Origin of the sequence: Streptomyces sp. NPDC001270, assembly GCF_042896695.1 — a bacterium.
Lineage (GTDB): Bacteria > Actinomycetota > Actinomycetes > Streptomycetales > Streptomycetaceae > Streptomyces.
Window position 1 is genome coordinate 14,587 of record NZ_JBIAXM010000049.1, and the last position, 19,169, is coordinate 33,755.

Consider the following 19,169-nt stretch of genomic DNA (forward strand, 5'->3'; position numbering starts at 1 on the left):
TCAGGTGCCGGTGCCGTCCCGGCGCGCGATGACCAGGGCCATGTCGTCGGTGCGCCGGCCTCCGGTGTACTCCTTGAGGTCGCCGGCGATCCGCCGGACCAGCGAGCCGGGTTCCTCGTCCGCCCAGGCCGCTACGCGCGCGCAGAGCGGGTAGAAGATCCCCTTGTCGTCGCGGGCCTCGCTCACTCCGTCCGTGTAGAGCACCAGCCGGTCGCCGCGGACGAACGGATACGTCGCGCAGACGTACGCGGAGGCGGACATGTCGCCGAGGCCGAGCGGCGGCGCGGGCTCGGGCACCGCCAGCGGCCCGGGGGTGGAGCCGTGCAGCAGCAGCGGGGGCGGATGCCCGCAGCTGATCAGGCGCAGCACCGGTTCGTCGTCCGGGATGTCCACGATCACGGCGGTCACGAAGCGTTCGCCCAGGTCCTCCTCGGACTGCGAGAACTCCGCGAGTCCCCAGGAGACGGCGTCCTCCATGTAGGCGACCAGTTGCGGCAGCGAGACGTCCAGGTGGGCCGCGGCGCGGAAGGCGCCCAGCACGATCGCCGTGTCGCTGATCGAGGCCAGCCCCTTGCCGCGGACGTCCCCGATGAGCAGCCGGGTGGAGCGGGCGGAGCGGGCGGCGGCGTAGAGGTCGCCGCCGACGCGAGCGTCGGCCTCGGCGCTGCGGTACACGGAGGCGAGGGTCATCGGGCCGGCCCGGTCCGGGAGCGGGCGCAGCACGACGCGTTGTGCCGCGTCCGACACCGAGCGCACCCGGACCAGTTCCCCCTCCCGTCTGACGCGCAGACGGGAGAAGACGACGAGGAAGACGCAGAGCCCGATGAGGGCCGCGATCTCGACGAGGACGCTCTCCGTCTCCAGGGTGTGCCGCTCCAGTCCCGCGGTGGTCAGCGCCAGCACCGCCAGGCCGCAGACCAGCATGGTGGCCGCCGGACCGGCGCCCACGGCGGTGGCGGCGCAGAGGACGACCAGCAGATGGGCGATGTGGATGTCCGGTGGCAGGAACAGGTCGGCCACCGGGATGGCGAGGATCGCCAGTACGGGGCCGAGCAACCACCATGAGGCCGCCGCCGTCCGGCTCCGGGATCGCATGACCCCATTCGCCGTATTGCTTACGGTCTCAGCCGTCATACAGTCTCCTGTACCTTTTGCCCCTCCCTTCCCTAACACACGGTCCTCCGCCCCGTCATCCCCCTGGGACCCGCCTCCACCGATCGGGCCCGGCCCCGCGACTGCCGGAGCGACGCCCCGTCGGCACCGCTCCGTGTCCGATCGGGCTCGTACGGGCACAGATGAGCACGGATGAGCACGGACGGGAGTCGGCACCGTGGGAGCCGGGGGCGCGGGCGGAAGGTACCGGGACGGCCGCGGGTACCGCCGGCGGCGTGGTCTGGACGGCCGCGGACGACCGGGCGAGAGTCGACCCCGTTCGCCTCCACCTCCCGAACGGAAGGGCAGAGATCCCGTGGACCTCACCGAGTTGCAGGAACGGGCCGTGCGCATCCATGACCTCTACGACGAGCTGAACCGCCGGGAGCGCGGCCGGGTCTGGGCCCGCAACGAGTTCATGCTGGGCTTCATGGGGGACGTCGGTGACCTGGCCAAGCTCGTCATGGCCGAGGACGGCGCACGGGAGGCGCCGGGCGGGCGGGCCGCGCTGGAGCACGAACTCGCCGACTGCCTGTGGTCGGTACTGATCCTGGCGTACCGCTACGAGGTGGACCTCGAAGGTGCCTTCCGGCGCACCATGACGGAACTCGACGAGGCCATCGGCGCCCGGCTCCCGCGACGTCCGTAGCACGCCGGCCGCCGGGCTCCGGCCGCTGCCGGGTCCGCGGTGCGGCTGCCGGGTCCGCGGTGCGGCGGCCGGGTCTCCGCCGCGGCGGCCCGAGGCCACCGGTGTCCGGCAGCGCCCGGCGGGACCCGGAGGAACGGGCCGCGGCGGCTCGCAAGGCACCCCGGCCCGTCCTGCGGTGGGTCAGAGACCCACGTCCCTGCCACGGATGTCCTCCAGGGACTCGCGCCGGACCAGAAGGCGCGCGCGGCCCTCGCGCACCGCGACGACCGGCGGGCGGCCGACCATGTTGTAGCCGGAGGCCATCGACAACTGGTAGGCGCCCGACACCGGGACGGCGAGCAGGTCGCCGACATGTATGTCGTCGGGCAGTTCGACATCGGCGGCGAGGAAGTCGCCGGCCTCGCAGTGCCGGCCCACCACTGTCACCGGTGCCGTCCGCGACGTCATGGGCCGGCCGATCAGCCGGGGCGCGTACCGCGCGCCGTACAGAGCGGGCCGCGGGTTGTCGCCCATGCCGCCGTCGACGGCGACGAAGGTGCGTCCGGCCGTCCGTTTGACGGACAGCACGTGGTACAGGGCGACGCCCGCCGGTCCCACGACGGCCCGGCCCGGTTCGATGATCAGACGGGGCACGGCGAGCCCCGCGGCCGCGCACGCCGCGGCCAGTTCCGCGCGGACCGTGCGGGCCAGCCGGGTGAGGTCGAGGGCCTGTTCGCCGGGGCGGTAGGCGATGCCGTGCCCGCCGCCCAGGTCGAGTTCGGGCAGCACGAGACCGTACCGCTCGTGCAACTGGGCCATGAATCCCACCAGGCGCCGCACGGCGACCGCATAAGGTTCGACACTGGTGATCTGGGAACCCAGGTGGCAGTGCAGGCCGGTCAGTTCGAGCTGCGGCTGGTCGAGGATCCGGGCGATGGCCCGCTCGGCGCCGCCGTCCGCGATGGACAGGCCGAACTTCTGGTCCTCGGTCCCGGTCCGGATCTTCTGGTGGCCGCCTGCGCTGATGCCGGGCACCACCCGCACCATCACGCGCTGGCGGCCGCCCGGCCCCACGGCGGCGGAGAGCCTGGCGATCTCCGACGGGCTGTCGATGACGATGCGGCCGACACCGAGCCGCAGGGCGGCGTCCAGGTCCGCGGGGGACTTGGCGTTGCCGTGCAGCACGATGCGCTCGGGCGGGAAGCCCGCGGTGACCGCCAGTTCCAGCTCACCCGCCGAGCAGACGTCGAGGCCCAGGTCCTCCTCCGCCACCCAGTGGATCAGGGCCCGGCACAGGAACGCCTTGGCCGCGTAGAGGACTTCGGCCTCGGGGAAGGCATGCCGGTACGTACGGCAGCGCTCACGCACCTCGTTCTCGTCCAGCACGTAGACGGGAGTGCCGAAGCGCTCGGCGATCTCGGCCAGCGGCACACCGCACACGGCGATGTCGCCCCCGTGGTGTTCGCTGCTCGACGCGGGCCACACCGACAGGTCGGTGGCGGTGACCGCGGTGGGGACGGGCTCGTTGACGACGCTCATGCTGTCACCGCCTCTCAACCGACCCGCAGCGCCGCGGTCACGGACGCCGGGGTGACGGGGACGACCGACGCGGGTGTCGGTGCGGGCGCGGGCGCGGAGAACGGCGGGTCCACCGTGATGCGGGTCACCGCGAGCGGCGCGACCAGTGTGCGGAGCGCGGGCTCGGCCAGCTTGATCCACGCCTGCTCGGCGCCGAGCGTCGCGGTCAGCCGCCGCACCGAGGTGAAGCCGACAGCCGTCCGGCTGCCCAGGGGAGTGCGGAAGATGCGTACCGCGTGTCCCGACGGTCCCAGCCGGACCGGGACGAAGAGAGGTCCGGCCGGGTGCCGATCAGAGGGTTCCGGGTCGTCGCCCAGGAGTTCTGCCATGGGATGCCTCCGAGAGGATCCAGTGTGGTTCACATGAGTGCTTGCTCGCCCTGGACGCGGGGAGGCGGCCCAGGGCGCACGGACGACGTTATGCCCGTCCGTCTCGGCCCACCGATGCCTCATGACGCGACGCTGACGGGCAGTGGTCCAACGCTGACGGCTCCCTGACACCGGCAGGAGAGGCGCACGGACCCGCGGTCCTGCCGCCCTTCGCCGGGCCGTGATGTGACGTGGGCCGCTTCCGTTCCCGCGGCCCGTGCGGGGGTTCGGTTCCCGCGGCCCGTGCGAGGGTTCCGTGCCCATAGCCCCATCAGGGTTTCCGTGCCCGTTGCCCATGCCGGGCGGGCGGCACATCACCGCCCGCCGCTCAGTCGGGGTACGGCGTCGGGGGTGCGACTCGCCGTTCAGTGGGGGTGTGGCTCGTCGCGGTGCGTGGGACCGTGCGGCTCCTCGCAGTGACCGGCCTCGTCGGCCCGCTCCCCGGGGCGGGTGACCTGGAGGACGGCCTCGGCGGCGTGGTCGACCTGCAGAGTGGTGTGGGTGATGCCGTAGTCGTGACGCAGCAGTCCCTCCAGGTCACGGCGGACGGCGTGGCAGTCGCCGTTCGGGTCGACCAGGACGTGCGCGGACAGCGCCGGCTGCCCCGAGGTGATCTGCCAGACGTGCAGATCGTGGACCTCGACGACGGCCGGCCGGGCGACGAGCGTGTCGCCGAGCAGGTTCGGATCGACGTCGGCGGGTGCGGCCTCCAGGAAGATCCGGCCGGACTCCCGCAGCAGCCCGTATCCGGCCTTCGCCATCAACGCGACGACGACGAGCGTGGCGATGGCGTCGGCGCGCGCGAAGCCGGTGAGCAGCACGACCAGGGCGGCGACGGCCGTGCCGATGAACGCGAACAGGTCGTTGAGGATGTGCTGGTAGGCACCCTCGACGTTGAGCGAGGTGCGGTTGGCCTTGGAGATGCACCAGGTAGCGGCGATGTTCACGGCGATCCCGGCGAGCGCGGTGGCGAGCATCAGCCCGCCCGCCACGTCCGCGGGCGTGATCAGCCGGCGCACCGCCTCGTAGGCCAGCCAGGCACCGAGCAGCAGCAGCGTCAGGCCGTTGGCCTGCGCGGAAAGGATCTCGGCCCGCTTGAGACCGTAGGTGAAGCCACCGCGCGCCGGGCGGGCGGCGAGCCGCATGGCGACGAGTGCGAGCACGATGGAGGCGGCGTCGCTGAGCATGTGCGCGGCGTCCGAGATCAGTGCCAGGGAACTCGCGATGACACCCACGACGACCTCGGCGGCCATGAACACCGTGATCAGGGCGAGCGCGATGGCCAGCCAGCGGCGGTCGGCATGGGCCGCCACCCCATGGGAGTGGCCCGCGTGCCCGCCCGCGGCGTGCCCGTGTGCCGCGCCGTGGTCGTGCGCCGCGCCGTGGTCGTGCGCCGCGCTCCGGTCGACTTCGTACTCGCTCATCTCGGGTGCCTTCCCCCTCTGCACGACGGATGCCCGACTCGCAGTGAAACCCATGGCCGGGGGAAACGCCAAAGGCTGCACCGGTGACCGTTGTCATGTCCGTTAATCATCCTCTGACCTGCAAAGACATCGGCCGGTTCGGGTAGCTGGGACACCTCGCCCGCCCTGCCGCGGGAGCGGATCCGCCCGCACGGCGGACGGAGCGCCGCCAGGAGATCCGAAGATCCGGCGGCGCCGTTCACCCGATGCGGTGATCGGACAGATGTGCTCATCGACGCGTCGCGCCCAGCCCCGGCGGGCTTCCCGGGCAGATCGACGGCGCTCGGCACGGCGCCCGGCCACTGACCGGAAGCACGCCCGGCACGCCCCCTCCGCACTATCCGCACATGATCGACTACCTTGTGTGCTCATGGTGGCTTGGTCGGTACGTCGCGAGCGCCGGCCCGCTCCCAGGGCCGCGGCCGCACTGGTGGTGCTGCTCGCCGCGCTGATCCACCTGCTCGGCTGCGCCCACGGCCCGGCGCTCACGGGATCCGCCCGGGCCGACACCCCCCTCCTCGTCGCCGCGGTGTGCGACCGGACCTGCGCGCCCGACGCCGTATCGTCCACGCGGCCGGCGCCCGCTCCCGGCGGCGAGCAGCCGCACTGCCAGGACTCGGACGAACCGACGGTCCAGCCGCCCCGCGGCATCGCCCCGCCGGTCCCCGCCGTGGACGGCACCGCGCCTGCCGTCGCGGACCACGACAGGTTCCCCGCCCCGAGGACGGGCCCGCCCGACGGGCCGGCCCCCGGACCGGCCACGGACGGCAGGTCCAGAGCCCGTCTGGGCGTGTGGCGGTCCTGACCGGCCCGTGAGCCGCACGGACGCGCGGTGCGGCAGTGCCCGCCGCGCGGACGTGCGCCGCCGGTCGTCCCCTTTTCCTTCCGACCAGCAGTGGCCGGCACACGCCCGTGTGCCCCGGCCGCGGGAGAAGCACGCCCATGAACCAGCACGACGGCACCACGGTGCCGCACTCCCCCACGCCGCCCGCCCCCGACTCACACCGTCCCGAACCGCCCTGCCCCGACCCGCACGATCCCGTGCGACCGGCCCCCGTACCGCTCCCCCCCGTACCGCACCATCCGGTCCTGCGCCGTTCCGTCCCGCGCCTTCAGGTGCCGTCTTCCCCCGCCGGGCTGCTCGCCGCCGCCAGGCATCCGCAGCACACCCCCGCCGGACTCGTCGGCGACACCCCGGTCCTGTGGATCGGTGAGCCCTTCACCGCCGCCGGGCGCGGCTTCTGGGCCAAGCTCGAAGGCCACAACCCCGGCGGCATCAAGGACCGCACCGCCCTCTACATGGTCGACGCTGCCCGCGCGCGGGGCCGGCTGCGGCCCGGTGCCCGCATCGTCGAGTCGACCTCGGGCACCCTCGGCCTGGGTCTGGCCCTGGCGGGCGCGGCGTACGGTCACCCGGTCACCGTGGTCTCCGACCCCGGCATGGAGCCGTTGCTGACGGGCCTGCTCACCGCCTACGGAGCCGAGGTCGACCTGGTCACCGGCCCGCACCCGGAAGGCGGCTGGCAGCAGGCCCGCCGCGACCGGGTCGGCGAGATCCTCGCCGACCTGCCCGACGCCTGGTGCCCGGACCAGTACCACAACCCCGACAACGTGGCCGCCTACGCCCCGCTCGCGCACGAACTCGTCGCCCAGCTCGGCCGCATCGACACGCTGGTGGTCTCCGTCGGCACCGGCGGCCACTCCGCGGGCATCGCCTCCGTGCTGCGCGGCTACTTCCCGCGACTGCGCGTGGTCGGCGTGGACGCCACCGGCTCCACCATCTTCGGCCAGCCCGCGGCACCGCGGCTGATGCGCGGCCTGGGCAGCAGCATCTTTCCGCGCAACGTCGCCTACGGCCTCTTCGACGAGGTGCACTGGGTCGCCGCGCCCGAGGCGGTGTGGGCCGCCCGTCATCTGGCCCGGCACCACTACGCCACCGGCGGCTGGAGCGTGGGCGCGGTCGCGCTGGTCGCCCGCTGGCTGGCCGGCGTCCTGCCCGCCGAGGACCGTGTGGCCGCCGTCTTCCCCGACGGGCCGCAGCGCTACGTCGGTACCGTCTTCGACGACGCCTACGGCCGGCGTCACGGTCTGCTCGGCCGGCCACCGGCCGACGAGCCGGACGAGATCGGCGACAGCGGCGCCCGGGCCGTCACCCGCTGGACGCGCTGCACCCGGGTCACCGACCCGCTCGCCGGCCCCGGTGTGCCCCAGCTCTCGGGGGCCGCGCGATGAGGTACCTGTGGCGGCAGACCCGCTCCTTCCCGCCCGCCGCACAGCTGCTGATGGCCAATCAGTTCGCCATCAACCTCGGCTTCTACATGCTCATGCCCTACCTGGCCGTCCACCTGTCGGGGGCGCTCGGGCTCGCCGCCTGGGCGGTCGGGCTGGTGCTGGGCGTGCGCAACTTCTCCCAGCAGGGCATGTTCCTCATCGGCGGCACCCTCGCCGACCGTTACGGCTACAAGGCCCCCATCCTGGCCGGCTGTCTGCTGCGCACGCTCGGTTTCGGACTGCTCGGCTGGGTCGACGGCCTGCCCGCCCTGGTCGTCGCGTCCGCCGCGACGGGCTTCGCGGGCGCCCTGTTCAATCCCGCCGTGCGGGCCTATCTGGCCACCGAGGCGGGCGAACGCCGCGTGGACGCCTTCGCCACCTTCAACGTCTACTACCAGGCGGGCATGCTGCTCGGCCCGCTCGTGGGACTCGCCCTGCTGGCGGCCGATTTCAGGGTCGTCGGCACGGCGGCCGCGGCCGTCTTCGCCGCGCTGACCCTGCTCCAGTGGTACGCGCTGCCGGCCCGGCACGACTCCGCGGCCGGCACCGGCGAGCGGGCGAGTGTGCCGGCCCAGTGGCGCACGGTCGTCGCCAACCGGCCCTTCCTGCTGTTCGCCGTCGCCATGATCGGGTCGTACGTCCTGACGTTCCAGGTCTATCTCGCCCTCCCGCTGGCCGCCGCCGACGCCCTGGGCGCGGACGGAACAGCGGTGACCAGCGGCCTGTTCGTGGTGTCGGCCGCCGTCGCCGTCATGGGCCAGCTCCGGCTCACCGGCTGGGCCAAGCGCCGCTGGAGCGCCCACGAGGCGCTGGTGCGCGGGCTCACGGCGATGGGGCTGGCCTTCGTTCCGCTGGCGCTCGTCCCGCACCGGGCAGCGGCCGTCGTCGCCGCACTGGTGACCGCGGTCGTCCTGCTGGCGGCCGGCGGCGCGGTGGTCTACCCGTTCGAGATGGACACCGTCGTCTCGCTCTCCGGCGACCGCCTGGTCGCCACCCACTACGGCCTCTACAACACCGTGTCCGGCCTGGGCATCACCCTCGGCAACCTCGCCACCGGCGTCCTGTGGGACTTCGCCGTGCGGCACGACGCCCTCTGGCTGACCTGGGGCGCCCTGGCCTCGACGGGCCTCGCGTGCGCCGCCTCGATCGCCGCGCTCGCACGCACCGGGCGGCTGACCGTCCGGCCACGGCAGGGTGTGACGGCCTGATCGTCCCGGCTGTGAGGTCCCGGGCCGCGCGGCCCGGGACCTCACAGCCGGGCGCTGCGACCGGGGGAGGTGACCGGTGCGGTGCCGGTTCCGAACAAAATCGTTGTGGCCGCCCGGCGCCCCTGCTGTACGGTCCTGCCCATGGGTCTCTGCATGGCAATGACGCGGATCCGTCGCTCCTAGCGGCGGCAAGCGACCTCGACGGCACGCTCCGCCGCTTCCAGCACGTCAACTGCTGGGCGGCGCTCCCCGCGCTGCCCGGGCTTCCCGATCGACGCCCGGAGCGAACCAACCGTGCCCACCTACCGTCACGGCCGACACGAGTTCGGCCAGAACTTCCTCACCGACAACAGCGTGATCGACGCGATCGTCGGGCTCGTCTCCCGCACCGACGGACCGATCGTCGAGATCGGTCCCGGCAGCGGGGCCCTGACACTGCCGCTGCAGACGCTGGGGCGGCCCATCACCGCGGTCGAACTGGACCGTGGGCAGGCGCGCTCGCTGGGCGGCCGGGTCGATCCCCATACGACCACGGTCGTCCACGAGGACTTCCTGCGCTACCGGCTCCCCCGCTTCCCGCACACCGTCGTCGGCAACCTCCCGTTCCACCTGACCACCGCGATGCTGCGCCGCCTCATGCACGCCGAGCGCTGGAGCACCGCGGTTCTGGTGACCCAGTGGGAGGTGGCCCGCCGCCGGGCCGGCGTCGGGGGCGCGACGATGATGACCGCCCAGTGGTGGCCGTGGTACGAGTTCACCCTCGAACGCCGGGTGCCCTGCGCCGCGTTCACCCCGCGGCCGGGCGTCGACGCCGGCCTGATGGTCGTCCGCCGGCTGTCCGAACCGCTGCTCGCGCCGGCCGCGCGCCATGCCTACCAGGGGTTCGTGCACGCCGTCTTCACCGGCCGCGGGCACGGCCTGCGCCAGATCCTGCCGCGGCTCGCCCCGCCGCACCGCGCGGACGCCGTCCGGCGTTGGCTCGCCGCACAGCGGTTCGGCAGTACGCCGCTGCCGCGCGACCTGTCCGCCCGGCAGTGGGCGGAGTTGTTCACGGTCGTCCGTCGACCGCCGCCGGACCACGGATAGTCCAGCGGCGGGACAGGTCCGCCGAGGATGCGGAGGTGCGGTGCGTGGTGTGCGGCCCGGGCCGGCTCAGAGGGCCGCCAGCCAGTCCGCCACCGCGCCGGGGCGGCCGAAGCGGTGTGTCGCCAGCGGCGCGAACCGGGGGTCACGGGTGCGGCGTTCGACCTCCTGGTGGCGGGCCGTGTGCTGGGACCAGGCCCACCAGGCGGGGTGCTGCCGGCTCAGCCAGTCGGACCAGGTCTCCCGGTTGCCGCCGTAGAGCGCCTCCCGGGTCACCGTCCGCCGGATGGACCGGCGCAGGATACGCGGCATGACGACCCTTCTCGGGTAGTCGAGCCAGATGACGGTGTCCGCCCGTTCCCACAGCAGGTCGCGCACTTCCGGATAGCCGAGCGAGTCGAAGATCCAGCGGGGTCCGGCGGTGAGCGCTGCCACGTCGTCGGTCAGGGTGGGGTTCACGGACCAGCCGGGGCCGTCGAAGTACAGTGCGTCCATCTCGTGGTAGGGGATGCCGAGACGGCTGCTCAACGTCCGGGCAAGGGTGGATTTGCCCGCACCTGTGACACCTACCACCAAGATCCGTTCCATGGAGGTGCACCCTACCGCCGCCCTGGCGGCGGCCCCCGGGGCGGACCGGGCCAGTACCGGACGACGGCCGCGCGGGGCCACCGGCTACGAGCGGCCGACGGCTGCGAGCGGCAGCGCCGCTGCCCACCCGCCGACCTCGTCCAAGGCCTGTGCGCCGGCCCCGTCCGACGCCGTGCCGGCCGCCGCCCGGGACGTCGCCTCGGTGGCGGTGCTCCGTGCGCGGGCGCACACCGTACGGCCGGCACCCTGGGGCTAGCGCAGCGCGCTGCGCGGTGGACGCTCGCGGAGGGCTCCGTATCCGATGAAGTAGGCGGGCAGCCGGCTCACCAGGCGCGACGAGGCCAACAGGCCGGCCACGCGCCGCGCCCGCCGCGCGTCGCCCATGGGCGGTCGCCCTTGCAGCACGGGGGCGATGAGGTGGGCGTGGGCCAGGCGCTGGAGCCGCTGGGTGGCGATCGTGGTGGGACGGCGGCGGCGCTGGATGCCACGCACGTCGTGCAGGCCCACGCGCCCGCGGCGCAGCGGTCCCACCAGGTGCCGCGCCGCGGCCACGGCGTCCTGCACGGCGAGGTTGATGCCGATGCCGAAGACCGGGGACATCGCGTGCGCGGCGTCGCCGATGCACAGCAGCCCGGGGCGGTGCCAGCGGCGCAGTCCGTCCTGGTGCACGTCGAGGAGCTTGACCTGGTCCCATGAGCGCAGCCGGTCCGTGCGGTCCGCGATCCAGGGGACGGCGGCGGCGTACTGGGCGCGGAAGCGGTCGAGACCGGCGGCCCGGCGCCGGGCGTCGGAGCCCTTGGGGATGATCGTGGCGCACTGCCAGTAGTCCCCGCGGTCGATCATCGCCGTCAGGAACCGCTCGCCCGCGGCGCCGACGAACCCGCAGGGGTCCCCTTCCTGTCGCGGCAGCCGGAACCACCAGGCGTCCATCGGGCAGCGGTAGTGACGCAGGCCCAACTCCGGCCGGGAGCGGGCCAGTGAGGAGCGGCCGTCGCAGGCCACGGTGAGCAGGGCGCGCAGTTCTCCGGTCCGGCCGTCCTCGGTGCGGTAGCGCACTCCCGTCACCCGGCCGCGTGCCACCAGGAAGGAGGTGGCCTCGGTGCCCATCCGCAGCTGGAAGGCGGGCTCGCGCCGGGCCTCGTCGGCGAGGAGGTCAAGGAGGTCCCACTGCGGCACCATCGCCACGTAGTTGTACGGGCCGGGCAGCACCGACAGGTCGGCGACGGTGATCTGCGGGCGGCCCGGCCCCGCGGGCAGTTGGACGGTGCGCAGCCGGCGCTGCGGCAGCCGGGCGAACTTCTCGGCCAGGCCCAGTTCGTCCAGGAGTGCCAGCGTCGAGGGGTGCACGGTGTCGCCGCGGAAGTCGCGCAGGAAGTCGTTGTGCTTCTCCAGGACCGTCACGTCGACGCCGGCCCGGGCCAGCAGCAGGGCGAGCACCATGCCCGCGGGACCACCGCCCACGACACAACACGTGGTCCGTTCCATCACGGCCCTGCCTTTCCGGAGAGCAGTAATTCATCATCCAATGAATAGAATACTCGCCGGGCCGCCGCTCGGCAGTCGGAACGAGCCACCGAAGCGAGTTCGGCCGGAACCAGCCCCATGGAGCCGCCCGGCCCGCCCGGGGCGCGGGCCCGACTCGGCACCACGGGTCCGGCACACGTTCAGATCCATGACGATCACGCATACCGACCGTGCCGAACTTTCGTTGGACTCATGGACCGGGCGTTCCTAGCGTGGCAGGCATGAGTGCTGCGCGCATCGCCCTCGTCACGGGCGCCAACCAGGGGCTCGGCCGCGCCCTCGTCGAGGGGCTGGCCGCCCGCCTGACCCCCGCGGACCTGGTACTGCTCACCGGCCGCAATCCGGAGCGCGTGGCGGACGCCGCCCACGGGATCGCCCGGTCGCCCGGCGGTCGCGCCCGGGTCGAGGGACGGGTGCTGGACGTCACGGACACCGACGCCATCGCCCACCTCGCCGACGAACTCGCGGCGCGGTACGGCGGGATCGACATCGTCGTCTCCAACGCGGTCGCCCGGCTGCTGCCCGACGAGTCGCAGGCGGAGCGTGCCGATGAGTTCATCGACGTGTCCAACACCGCCACCCACGCCGTGCTGCGCTCCTTCGGCCCCGTACTGCGCCCGGGAGGCCGGCTGATCGTCGTCGCCAGTTCCCTGGGCACCCTCGGCCACCTGGATCCGCGGCTGCGTCACCTGTTCGACGGCGCGAGCCTCGACCAGGTCGAGTACGCGGTCGAGTCCTGGCGCAGCGCCGTCCACCACGGGACCGCGGCGGAGGCCGGCTGGCCGCGCTGGCTGAACGTGCCCTCGAAGGTGGCCCAGGTCGCCGCCGTCCGCGCGGTGGCCGACGAGCGCCGTACGCACGACCTGGCCACCGGCACCCTGATCGCCGCCGTGTGCCCCGGCATGGTCGACACCCCCACCTCGCGCCCCTGGTTCAGCGACTTCAGCCGGGCGAAGTCGCCCGCCGAGGCCGCCGAGCCGGTGCTCGACCTGATCTTCGCCGAGCACGTCGACCCCGCCCTCCACGGGCAGTTGGTCCGCTTCGGCAAGGCCCTGCCCTGGCGCGACGGCACCCCTCCGGGGGAGCAGGACCGGATGCTCACCCCCTGACCGCGCGGCCGGCCCACACGCCTCAGCACACAGCACTGCAGGAGTTCACCCATGAGCGCTATCACCACCCCGTTCGGTTTCGCCAGCACGGCCGCCGAGGTGGCGGCGGGCATCGACCTCACCGGCCGCCAGGCACTGGTCACCGGCGCCTCCTCCGGCCTCGGGGCCGAGACGGCGCGCGCGCTGGCGGCCGCCGGCGCGGCGGTCACCCTGGCCGTGCGGGACGTGGCGGCGGGCGAGCGGATCGCCAAGAACATCACCGCGACGACCGGCAACCAGCAGGTGCGGGTCGCCCGTCTGGACCTGACGGATCCCGCGTCGGCCGACGCCCTCGCGGCCGGCTGGCGGGGTCCGCTGCACATCCTGGTCAACAACGCCGGTGTCATGGCCTGCCCCGAGCGGTACACCGAGCAGGGCTGGGAGTGGCAGTTCACCACCAACCACCTCGGTCACTTCGCCCTGGCCACCGCCCTGCACGACGCGCTGGCCGCCGCCGGCGCCGCCCGGATCGTCGTCGTCAGCTCCACCGGTCACCAGCAGTCCCCCATCGTCTGGGACGACATCAACTTCGCCTTCCGCCCGTACGACGCGTGGCTCGCCTACGGTCAGTCCAAGACCGCCAACGTCCTCTTCGCGGTGGAGGCGACCCGCCGGTGGGCCGCGGACAACATCACCGCCAATGCCCTGATGCCGGGTGCCATCTACACCAACCTCCAGCGTCACACCGGCGGCCGGGGCAGCGGCCGGGTCCCGGCGGAACTGATCAAGACGGTGGAACAGGGTGCCGCCACCTCCGTCCTGCTGGCCACCTCACCCCTTCTGGACGGCGTCGGCGGCCGCTACTTCAGCGACTGCAACGAGAGCGAGGTCGTCGACCGGCGCACCGGCACTCTCCACGGCGTGGCCCGCTACGCCGTCGACCCCGCGGGCGCACGGCGTCTGTGGACGGTGTCCGAGGAGTTGCTCGGCAGCCACGACCGGTCCGCCTGAGTCCCCGCGGGTCCCGTTGGGTTCACCCGGGCCGGCCTTGGTTCACAGGGTGCCGGCCCGCCACCGGGCCTCCTCCGCGCCGAGGTCCGCGGCGCACGGCACCCGGGCGCGTACGGCGTCGAGCCAGTCCAGCAGGAGCCCGCCGACCGCCTCGTCGAGGTGGGCCCCGCTCGTCCCGGCGCTCCGGGCGAGCAGCGACAGCAGCCGGCCCGCGACCGGCTCGTCCCGGTCGCAGGAGCCGCACAGCGCCGTCTCCTTGAGTCCGTCGACCCGTGCCCCGGCGCGGTTGCGCCAGGTGTGCGGATACCGGACGACGAGGGCCACCGGGGCCGCGCACCGGGGGCAGGGCGGGGTCCGCGAGTTCCGCAGTCCGACCGGGACCGGCCGACCCGCCCGTGGTATCACGCGACCCCCGTCCAGGCTTCGGCGCCGAACGTGCCCTTGACGTCGGAGGCGAGGGTGGCGGCGTTCACCCTGGCCTGCAGGGCGTAGACCGTGGTCCCGCGCACGCCGCGCACGCTGAGGTGGACGGGGGTGTCGCCTGGATGCTCGGTGAGGATGCGTTTCAGCTCGCTCACCAGGCGGGCGGTGATCCGGTGGGCGGGCAGCGCCAGGCGGACCGGGGGCCGGCCGCCGTGCTCGGCCGAGGACACGTCCAGCACGCCCAGTTCCCTGCCGAAGACGTTCAGGGTGCCGTCACGGTCCTCGATCCGGCCCGTGACCGAGATGACGTGGTCCTCGGCCAGTGCGTGCTGCACCAACTGGTACGCGGCCGGGAAGAACAGCACCTCGACGGCGGCGTCCCGGTCCATGAGCTGGACGACGGCCCACGCGTTGCCCTGTTTGGTCACCTTGCGCTGGACGCCGGTGATGAGCCCCGCGAGCCGCACCTCCCCCGAGGTGCGGCCGGAGGCGAGCAGTTCGGCGACGGTGCAGTCCCGCGCCGCGGCGAGGATGTGCTCGGCGCCGTCCAGCGGATGGGCGGAGACGTAGAGACCGAGCATCTCGCGTTCGGTGGACAGCAGTTGGCGACGGGGCCACTCCGTGTCGTCGACGGGCAGGTCGAGGCCGAAGGACGGGGCGCCGCCCGCCTCGCCGCCGAGCCCGGCGAAGAGGTCGTCCTGTCCGTGGCTCGCCGCCTTCTTCACCGGGATGATCGCGTCGACGGCGTCCTCGTGGACGGCGGCCAGGCCCTTGCGGGAATGCCCCAGGCTGTCGAACGCACCGGCTTTGATCAGGGATTCCACGGCCCGCTTGGTCAACGCGGGCAGTTCGGCCTTGTGCAGGAAGTCGGCGAAGGAGGTGAACCTTCCCTTCCGGCGGCGGGCGTCGATGACGGCCTCGATGACGCCGTCGCCGACGTTGCGCACGGACCGCAGGCCGAAGCGCACGTCGTCGCCCACGGCGGTGAACTCGGCCACGGATGCGTTCATGTCGGGCTGGAGCACACGGACGCCGTTCCTGCGGGCGTCGGCCAGATAGACGGCGGCCTTGTCCTTGTCGTCGCCCACCGAGGTGAGCAGGGCGGCCATGTACTCGGCCGGATAGTTCGCCTTGAGGTAGGCGGTCCAGTAGGAGACGAGTCCGTAGCCAGCGGTGTGGGACTTGTTGAAGGCGTAGCCGGAGAACGGAAGCATCACGTCCCACAGCGCCTTGACCGCTTCGTCGGAGAAGCCGTTCGCCCGCATGCCGCCGTGGAACTTCTCCCATTCCGCGGCCAGGACCTCGGGTTTCTTCTTGCCCATGGCGCGGCGCAGCATGTCCGCGCCGCCCAGGGTGTAGCCGGCCAGCTGCCGGGCGATGGCCATGATCTGTTCCTGGTAGACGAGCAGGTGGTGGGTGGAGCCGAGGATCGGGTCCAGGGCCTCCTTCAGCTCCGGGTGGATGGGGGTGGGATCCTGTCTGCCGTTCTGGCGCAGCGCGTAGTTGGTGTGTGCGTTGGCCGCCATGGGACCGGGCCGGTAGAGGGCGTTGGCCGCGGCGATGTCCTCGAACCGGGTGGGTGCCATCAGCTTCAGCAGGGCCCGCATGCCGCCGCCGTCGAGCTGGAAGACGCCGAGGGTGTTGGCCTCGGCGAGCAGCCGGTAGGTCCTGGCGTCGTCCAGGGGGATGACGACGGTGGCGGGGTCGCCGTCCATCGGGTCGACGGTGGCGAGGCTGACGCCCCGGTTCTCGCGGATGTTCTCGATGGCCTGGTCGATGACGCCCAGGTTGCGCAGTCCCAGGAAGTCCATCTTGACCAGGCCCATGGCCTCGCACGACGGGTAGTCGAACCCGGTGATCCGGGCGCCGTCCGAGGCGCGCAGGTGGAGCGGGATCCGGTCGGTCAGCTCCGTCTTGGACAGGATCACCGCTGCGGCGTGCACACCGGTGCCGCGGGTCAGCCCCTCCACTCCGCGGGCGGTGTCGACCACCCGCCGCACATCGGGCTCGGCGTCGTACATCCGGCGGATCTCCCCGGCCTCCGCGAACCGGGGATGGGACGGGTCGAAGAGGGCGTCCAGCGGGACGGACCTGCCGTTCTGGTCGGGCGGGAGCGCCTTGGTGATCCGCTCGCCGTGGGAGAACGGATAGCCCAGGATGCGGGAGGAGTCCTTGATCGCGTTCTTGGCCTTGATCTTGCCGAACGTGTTGACCAGGGCCGTGTACCCGTCGCCGTACTTCTCGATGACGTAGCGGACCATGTGGTCGCGCCGGCGGTCGTCGAAGTCGAGGTCGACGTCCGGCGGGTTGATCCGCTCGGGGTTCAGGAACCGTTCGAACAGCAGGCCGTGTTCCAGCGGGCAGAGTTCGGTGATGCGGGTGGCGTAGGCGACGAGGGAGCCGGTGGCCGAGCCGCGGCCGGGTCCGAGCGGGATCCCGTTGTCCCGTGCGTGGCGGCAGATGTCCGCGACGACCAGGAAGTACGAGCTGAAGCCCATGGGGCCGATGACCGCCATCTCGGTCTCGAACCGGTCGAGGACGTGCCGGGGCACGGGGTCTCCGTAGCGTGTGACCAGCCCCTTGTGGACCTCCTTGCGCAGCCAGGACTCCTGGGTCTCGCCCGGCGGCACATCGGGGAACCGCGGCATCTCGTCGACGTGGTCGAAGACCTCGTCGTAGGACTCGATGCGTTCGGCGATCAGCAGGGTGTTGTCGCAGGCCCGCGGCAGCTCCGCGAACAGTTCACGCATCTCGGCGGCCGATTTCAGGTAGTAGCCGGAGCCGTTGAAGCGGAACCGCCCGGGGGCGTCCTTGTTCTTGCCGACGCCGATGCACAGCAGGTTGTCGTGGGCGTCGGCCTGGTCCTCGGTGACGTAGTGGGCGTCGTTGGTGGCGAGGAGCGGGAGGTCCAGTTCCGCGGCCAGGCGGATGAGGCCCGCGCGGACGTCCCGCTCGATGGCCAGGCCGTGGTCCATCAGTTCCAGGAAGTAGTTCTCCCGGCCGAAGATCTCCTGGTAGGCCGCCGCGGCGGCCTTCGCCTCCGCGTACTGGCCGAGGCGCAGCCGGGTCTGTACCTCTCCCGAGGGGCAGCCGGTGGTGGCGATGACGCCCTCCGGCCGACGGGCGATCAGGTCGCGGTCCATGCGCGGCTTGCCGGCCGGGAACTGGCCCTCGTAGCTGGCCTGGGTGCTGAGCCAGAACAGGTTGCGCAGGCCCTGGGCAGTACGGGCCCACATGGTCATGTGCGTGAACCGGCCGCCGCCGGAGACGTCCTTCGAGCCCTCCCCGTCCTCGCTCACGGCACGCCGGCCGCCAGGCCCCCAGAACTCCTGCTTCCGGTTGAACCGGGACGAGGGCGCCACGTACGCCTCGATGCCGATGACCGGCCGGACGCCGTCGAAGTCCTTGGCGACCCGCGCGAACTCATGCGCGCCGAACATGTTTCCGTGGTCGCTCATGGCGATCGCGGGCATCCCCTGCCGGCTCACCTCGGCGAACATCGGCTGGAGCTTCTGCGCGCCGTCAAGCATCGAGTACTCGGTGTGGTTGTGCAGATGTACGAAGGAGTCCGGCACGGGTCAGTCATCTCCGCATCGAAGGAGGTCGGGTGAGCGGGGCCACGAAGGTCGGCGGGCTTGCACAACCAAGGGTTGTTCGATGTCGGCGATCAGGGATCTCGGCCCGACGACCTGCGCGTCAAAGATTTGTGACTGGTCCATCAAAGCGAGCCTCCGGGCGCCGGATCAAACAACCTCGCACCGGCGAGTCACAACTGACTGTTGTGTGACTAGGGTGGACGATGTGGACCTCAACGCTGTACGCACCTTCGTCGCGGTCGCGGAATCAGGACAGTTCCAGCGGGCGGCCGTCGATCTGTCCCTCACCCAGCAGGCGGTCTCCAAGCGCATCGCGTCGCTGGAGAACGAACTCGGGGTGCGGCTGTTCACCCGCACGGCCCGCGGAACCCGGCTCACCGTCGACGGACAGGTGTTCCTGCCGCACGCCCGCGATCTCCTGCACGCCCGGGACCGGGCGACCGCCGCCGTCAGTCCCGGCCGGCGTGCGCTGCGCGTCGACGTGGTCGGCCGCCGGCTGTCACTGGCGGGTCTGCTGCACGACTTCCACCGGGCGCATCCCGGCATCGCGCTCGACGTCATGACTCTCTTCGACGCGGACACGGCCGTCGCCGCCCTCCGGTCGGGCACCGTCGACGCCACCTTCCGCGCCATCGCCATGCCGGGTCTGCGGCTGCCCGACGACATCGAGGCCGTACCGGTCTACGACGAACCGCTCCAGTTGCTCACCGGCCCCGCCCACGAGTTCGCGACCGCCACCGCGCTGACCCCCGCGCAGTTGGCGGGCCGCCGCATCTGGATGCCCGGCAACGTGCCCGGCACGGAGTGGACCGCGTACTACGACGCGCTGGCCGCCGAGTTCGGCCCGACCATCGAGACGGCCGGACCCGACTTCGGCATCGAGGCCCTGCTCGACACGATCGCGGCGTCCACGACGCTGGCGACCTTCCTCAGCGAGCGGACGCCCCTGGTCTGGCCGGCCGGTTACGACCTGCGGCGCATCCCGCTGCACCGCCCCACCCCGGTCTACCCGCACTCCCTGCTCTGGCACCGCCGCAACGGACACCCCGCCCTCGCCGCGCTGCGCGACCATGTGGCCGCCGGGCGGCCGAACCGTCCCGGCACCGGCGTCTGGACGCCGCGGTGGGCCCGGCACCGCCCGCCGCGGCAGGCGGACGACCGCCGGGGTCCGGAGCCCCGCTGACCCGG

General features: G+C 72.8%; 17 protein-coding genes. 9 read left to right on the forward strand and 8 right to left on the reverse strand.

Translation table 11 applies throughout. The features are described from left to right. Window positions 1-1,095, reverse strand: coding sequence for a PP2C family protein-serine/threonine phosphatase (locus ACFY2B_RS41870; RefSeq protein WP_390768315.1), 1,095 nt, complete (start codon window positions 1,093-1,095; stop codon window positions 1-3). A gap of 373 nt (window positions 1,096-1,468) precedes the next feature. Here ACFY2B_RS41870 and ACFY2B_RS41875 point away from each other — a divergent pair, with 373 nt between their 5' ends. Further along, entirely contained in the window at window positions 1,469-1,801 is a 333-nt protein-coding gene (locus tag ACFY2B_RS41875; RefSeq protein ID WP_390768316.1) for a nucleotide pyrophosphohydrolase, read from the forward strand. Window positions 1,802-1,981: 180 nt separating this feature from the next. Here ACFY2B_RS41875 and lysA read toward each other — a convergent pair whose 3' ends face one another. The 3 genes from lysA to ACFY2B_RS41890 all read right to left on the reverse strand — a co-directional run bounded on the left by lysA (window position 1,982) and on the right by ACFY2B_RS41890 (window position 5,150). Further along, complete coding sequence (lysA, locus tag ACFY2B_RS41880) at window positions 1,982-3,319, reverse strand: diaminopimelate decarboxylase (RefSeq protein WP_390768317.1); 1,338 nt, start codon at window positions 3,317-3,319, stop codon at window positions 1,982-1,984. 14 nt (window positions 3,320-3,333) lie between these two features. Beyond that, window positions 3,334-3,687: an SAV_915 family protein gene (locus ACFY2B_RS41885; protein WP_390768318.1), complete on the reverse strand. Its 354-nt coding sequence runs from the start codon at window positions 3,685-3,687 to the stop codon at window positions 3,334-3,336. 404 nt (window positions 3,688-4,091) lie between these two features. Beyond that, window positions 4,092-5,150: a cation diffusion facilitator family transporter gene (locus tag ACFY2B_RS41890; protein WP_390768319.1), complete on the reverse strand. Its 1,059-nt coding sequence runs from the start codon at window positions 5,148-5,150 to the stop codon at window positions 4,092-4,094. A gap of 409 nt (window positions 5,151-5,559) precedes the next feature. On the opposite strand from ACFY2B_RS41890, the gene ACFY2B_RS41895 reads away from it, so the two are divergent. The 4 genes from ACFY2B_RS41895 (at window position 5,560) to erm (ending at window position 9,754) form a co-directional block, all read left to right on the forward strand. Further along, entirely contained in the window at window positions 5,560-5,994 is a 435-nt protein-coding gene (locus ACFY2B_RS41895) for a hypothetical protein (RefSeq protein WP_390768320.1), read from the forward strand. A 137-nt stretch (window positions 5,995-6,131) separates the two neighbouring features. After that, window positions 6,132-7,421 carry a PLP-dependent cysteine synthase family protein gene (locus ACFY2B_RS41900; RefSeq protein ID WP_390768321.1) on the forward strand — a complete coding sequence of 430 codons (1,290 nt, stop codon included), beginning with the start codon at window positions 6,132-6,134 and terminating at the stop codon, window positions 7,419-7,421. Beyond that, complete coding sequence (locus tag ACFY2B_RS41905) at window positions 7,418-8,668, forward strand: MFS transporter (protein ID WP_390768322.1); 1,251 nt, start codon at window positions 7,418-7,420, stop codon at window positions 8,666-8,668. Before ACFY2B_RS41900 ends, ACFY2B_RS41905 begins: the two co-directional genes overlap by 4 nt. A gap of 294 nt (window positions 8,669-8,962) precedes the next feature. Continuing rightward, on the forward strand, window positions 8,963-9,754 hold the full coding sequence (gene erm, locus ACFY2B_RS41910; protein ID WP_390768323.1) for a 23S ribosomal RNA methyltransferase Erm: 792 nt from the start codon (window positions 8,963-8,965) through the stop codon (window positions 9,752-9,754). 66 nt (window positions 9,755-9,820) lie between these two features. On the opposite strand, the gene ACFY2B_RS41915 is transcribed toward erm, so the two are convergent. Continuing rightward, entirely contained in the window at window positions 9,821-10,339 is a 519-nt protein-coding gene (locus ACFY2B_RS41915) for an adenylate kinase (protein ID WP_390768324.1), read from the reverse strand. On the opposite strand from ACFY2B_RS41915, the gene ACFY2B_RS41920 reads away from it, so the two are divergent. Then, a complete protein-coding gene (locus ACFY2B_RS41920; protein WP_390768325.1) occupies window positions 10,338-10,595 on the forward strand; it encodes a hypothetical protein in 258 nt (85 codons plus the stop codon). The genes ACFY2B_RS41915 and ACFY2B_RS41920 overlap by 2 nt on opposite strands. On the opposite strand, the gene ACFY2B_RS41925 is transcribed toward ACFY2B_RS41920, so the two are convergent. Next, the gene (locus ACFY2B_RS41925) at window positions 10,592-11,824 is read right to left on the reverse strand and encodes an FAD-dependent oxidoreductase (protein ID WP_390768326.1); all 1,233 of its coding nucleotides are present in this window, start codon (window positions 11,822-11,824) and stop codon (window positions 10,592-10,594) included. The genes ACFY2B_RS41920 and ACFY2B_RS41925 overlap by 4 nt on opposite strands. A gap of 260 nt (window positions 11,825-12,084) precedes the next feature. Here ACFY2B_RS41925 and ACFY2B_RS41930 point away from each other — a divergent pair, with 260 nt between their 5' ends. Together ACFY2B_RS41930 and ACFY2B_RS41935 are read left to right on the forward strand one after the other, a co-directional pair. Beyond that, window positions 12,085-12,972: an SDR family NAD(P)-dependent oxidoreductase gene (locus tag ACFY2B_RS41930; RefSeq protein WP_390768327.1), complete on the forward strand. Its 888-nt coding sequence runs from the start codon at window positions 12,085-12,087 to the stop codon at window positions 12,970-12,972. A gap of 51 nt (window positions 12,973-13,023) precedes the next feature. Next, window positions 13,024-13,962 carry an SDR family NAD(P)-dependent oxidoreductase gene (locus ACFY2B_RS41935; protein ID WP_390768328.1) on the forward strand — a complete coding sequence of 313 codons (939 nt, stop codon included), beginning with the start codon at window positions 13,024-13,026 and terminating at the stop codon, window positions 13,960-13,962. Window positions 13,963-14,004: 42 nt separating this feature from the next. Here ACFY2B_RS41935 and ACFY2B_RS41940 read toward each other — a convergent pair whose 3' ends face one another. Together ACFY2B_RS41940 and dnaE are read right to left on the reverse strand one after the other, a co-directional pair. Next, window positions 14,005-14,367, reverse strand: a complete 363-nt coding sequence (locus ACFY2B_RS41940) for a DUF6300 family protein (protein ID WP_390768329.1) — start codon at window positions 14,365-14,367, stop codon at window positions 14,005-14,007. Then, a complete protein-coding gene (gene dnaE / locus ACFY2B_RS41945) occupies window positions 14,364-17,960 on the reverse strand; it encodes a DNA polymerase III subunit alpha (protein WP_390768330.1) in 3,597 nt (1,198 codons plus the stop codon). The genes ACFY2B_RS41940 and dnaE overlap by 4 nt, the downstream gene beginning before the upstream one ends. Window positions 17,961-18,186: 226 nt before the next feature. Between dnaE and ACFY2B_RS41950 the strand changes: the two genes are divergently transcribed. Next, window positions 18,187-19,164: a LysR family transcriptional regulator gene (locus ACFY2B_RS41950; protein ID WP_390768331.1), complete on the forward strand. Its 978-nt coding sequence runs from the start codon at window positions 18,187-18,189 to the stop codon at window positions 19,162-19,164. Window positions 19,165-19,169 lie beyond the last annotated feature (5 nt).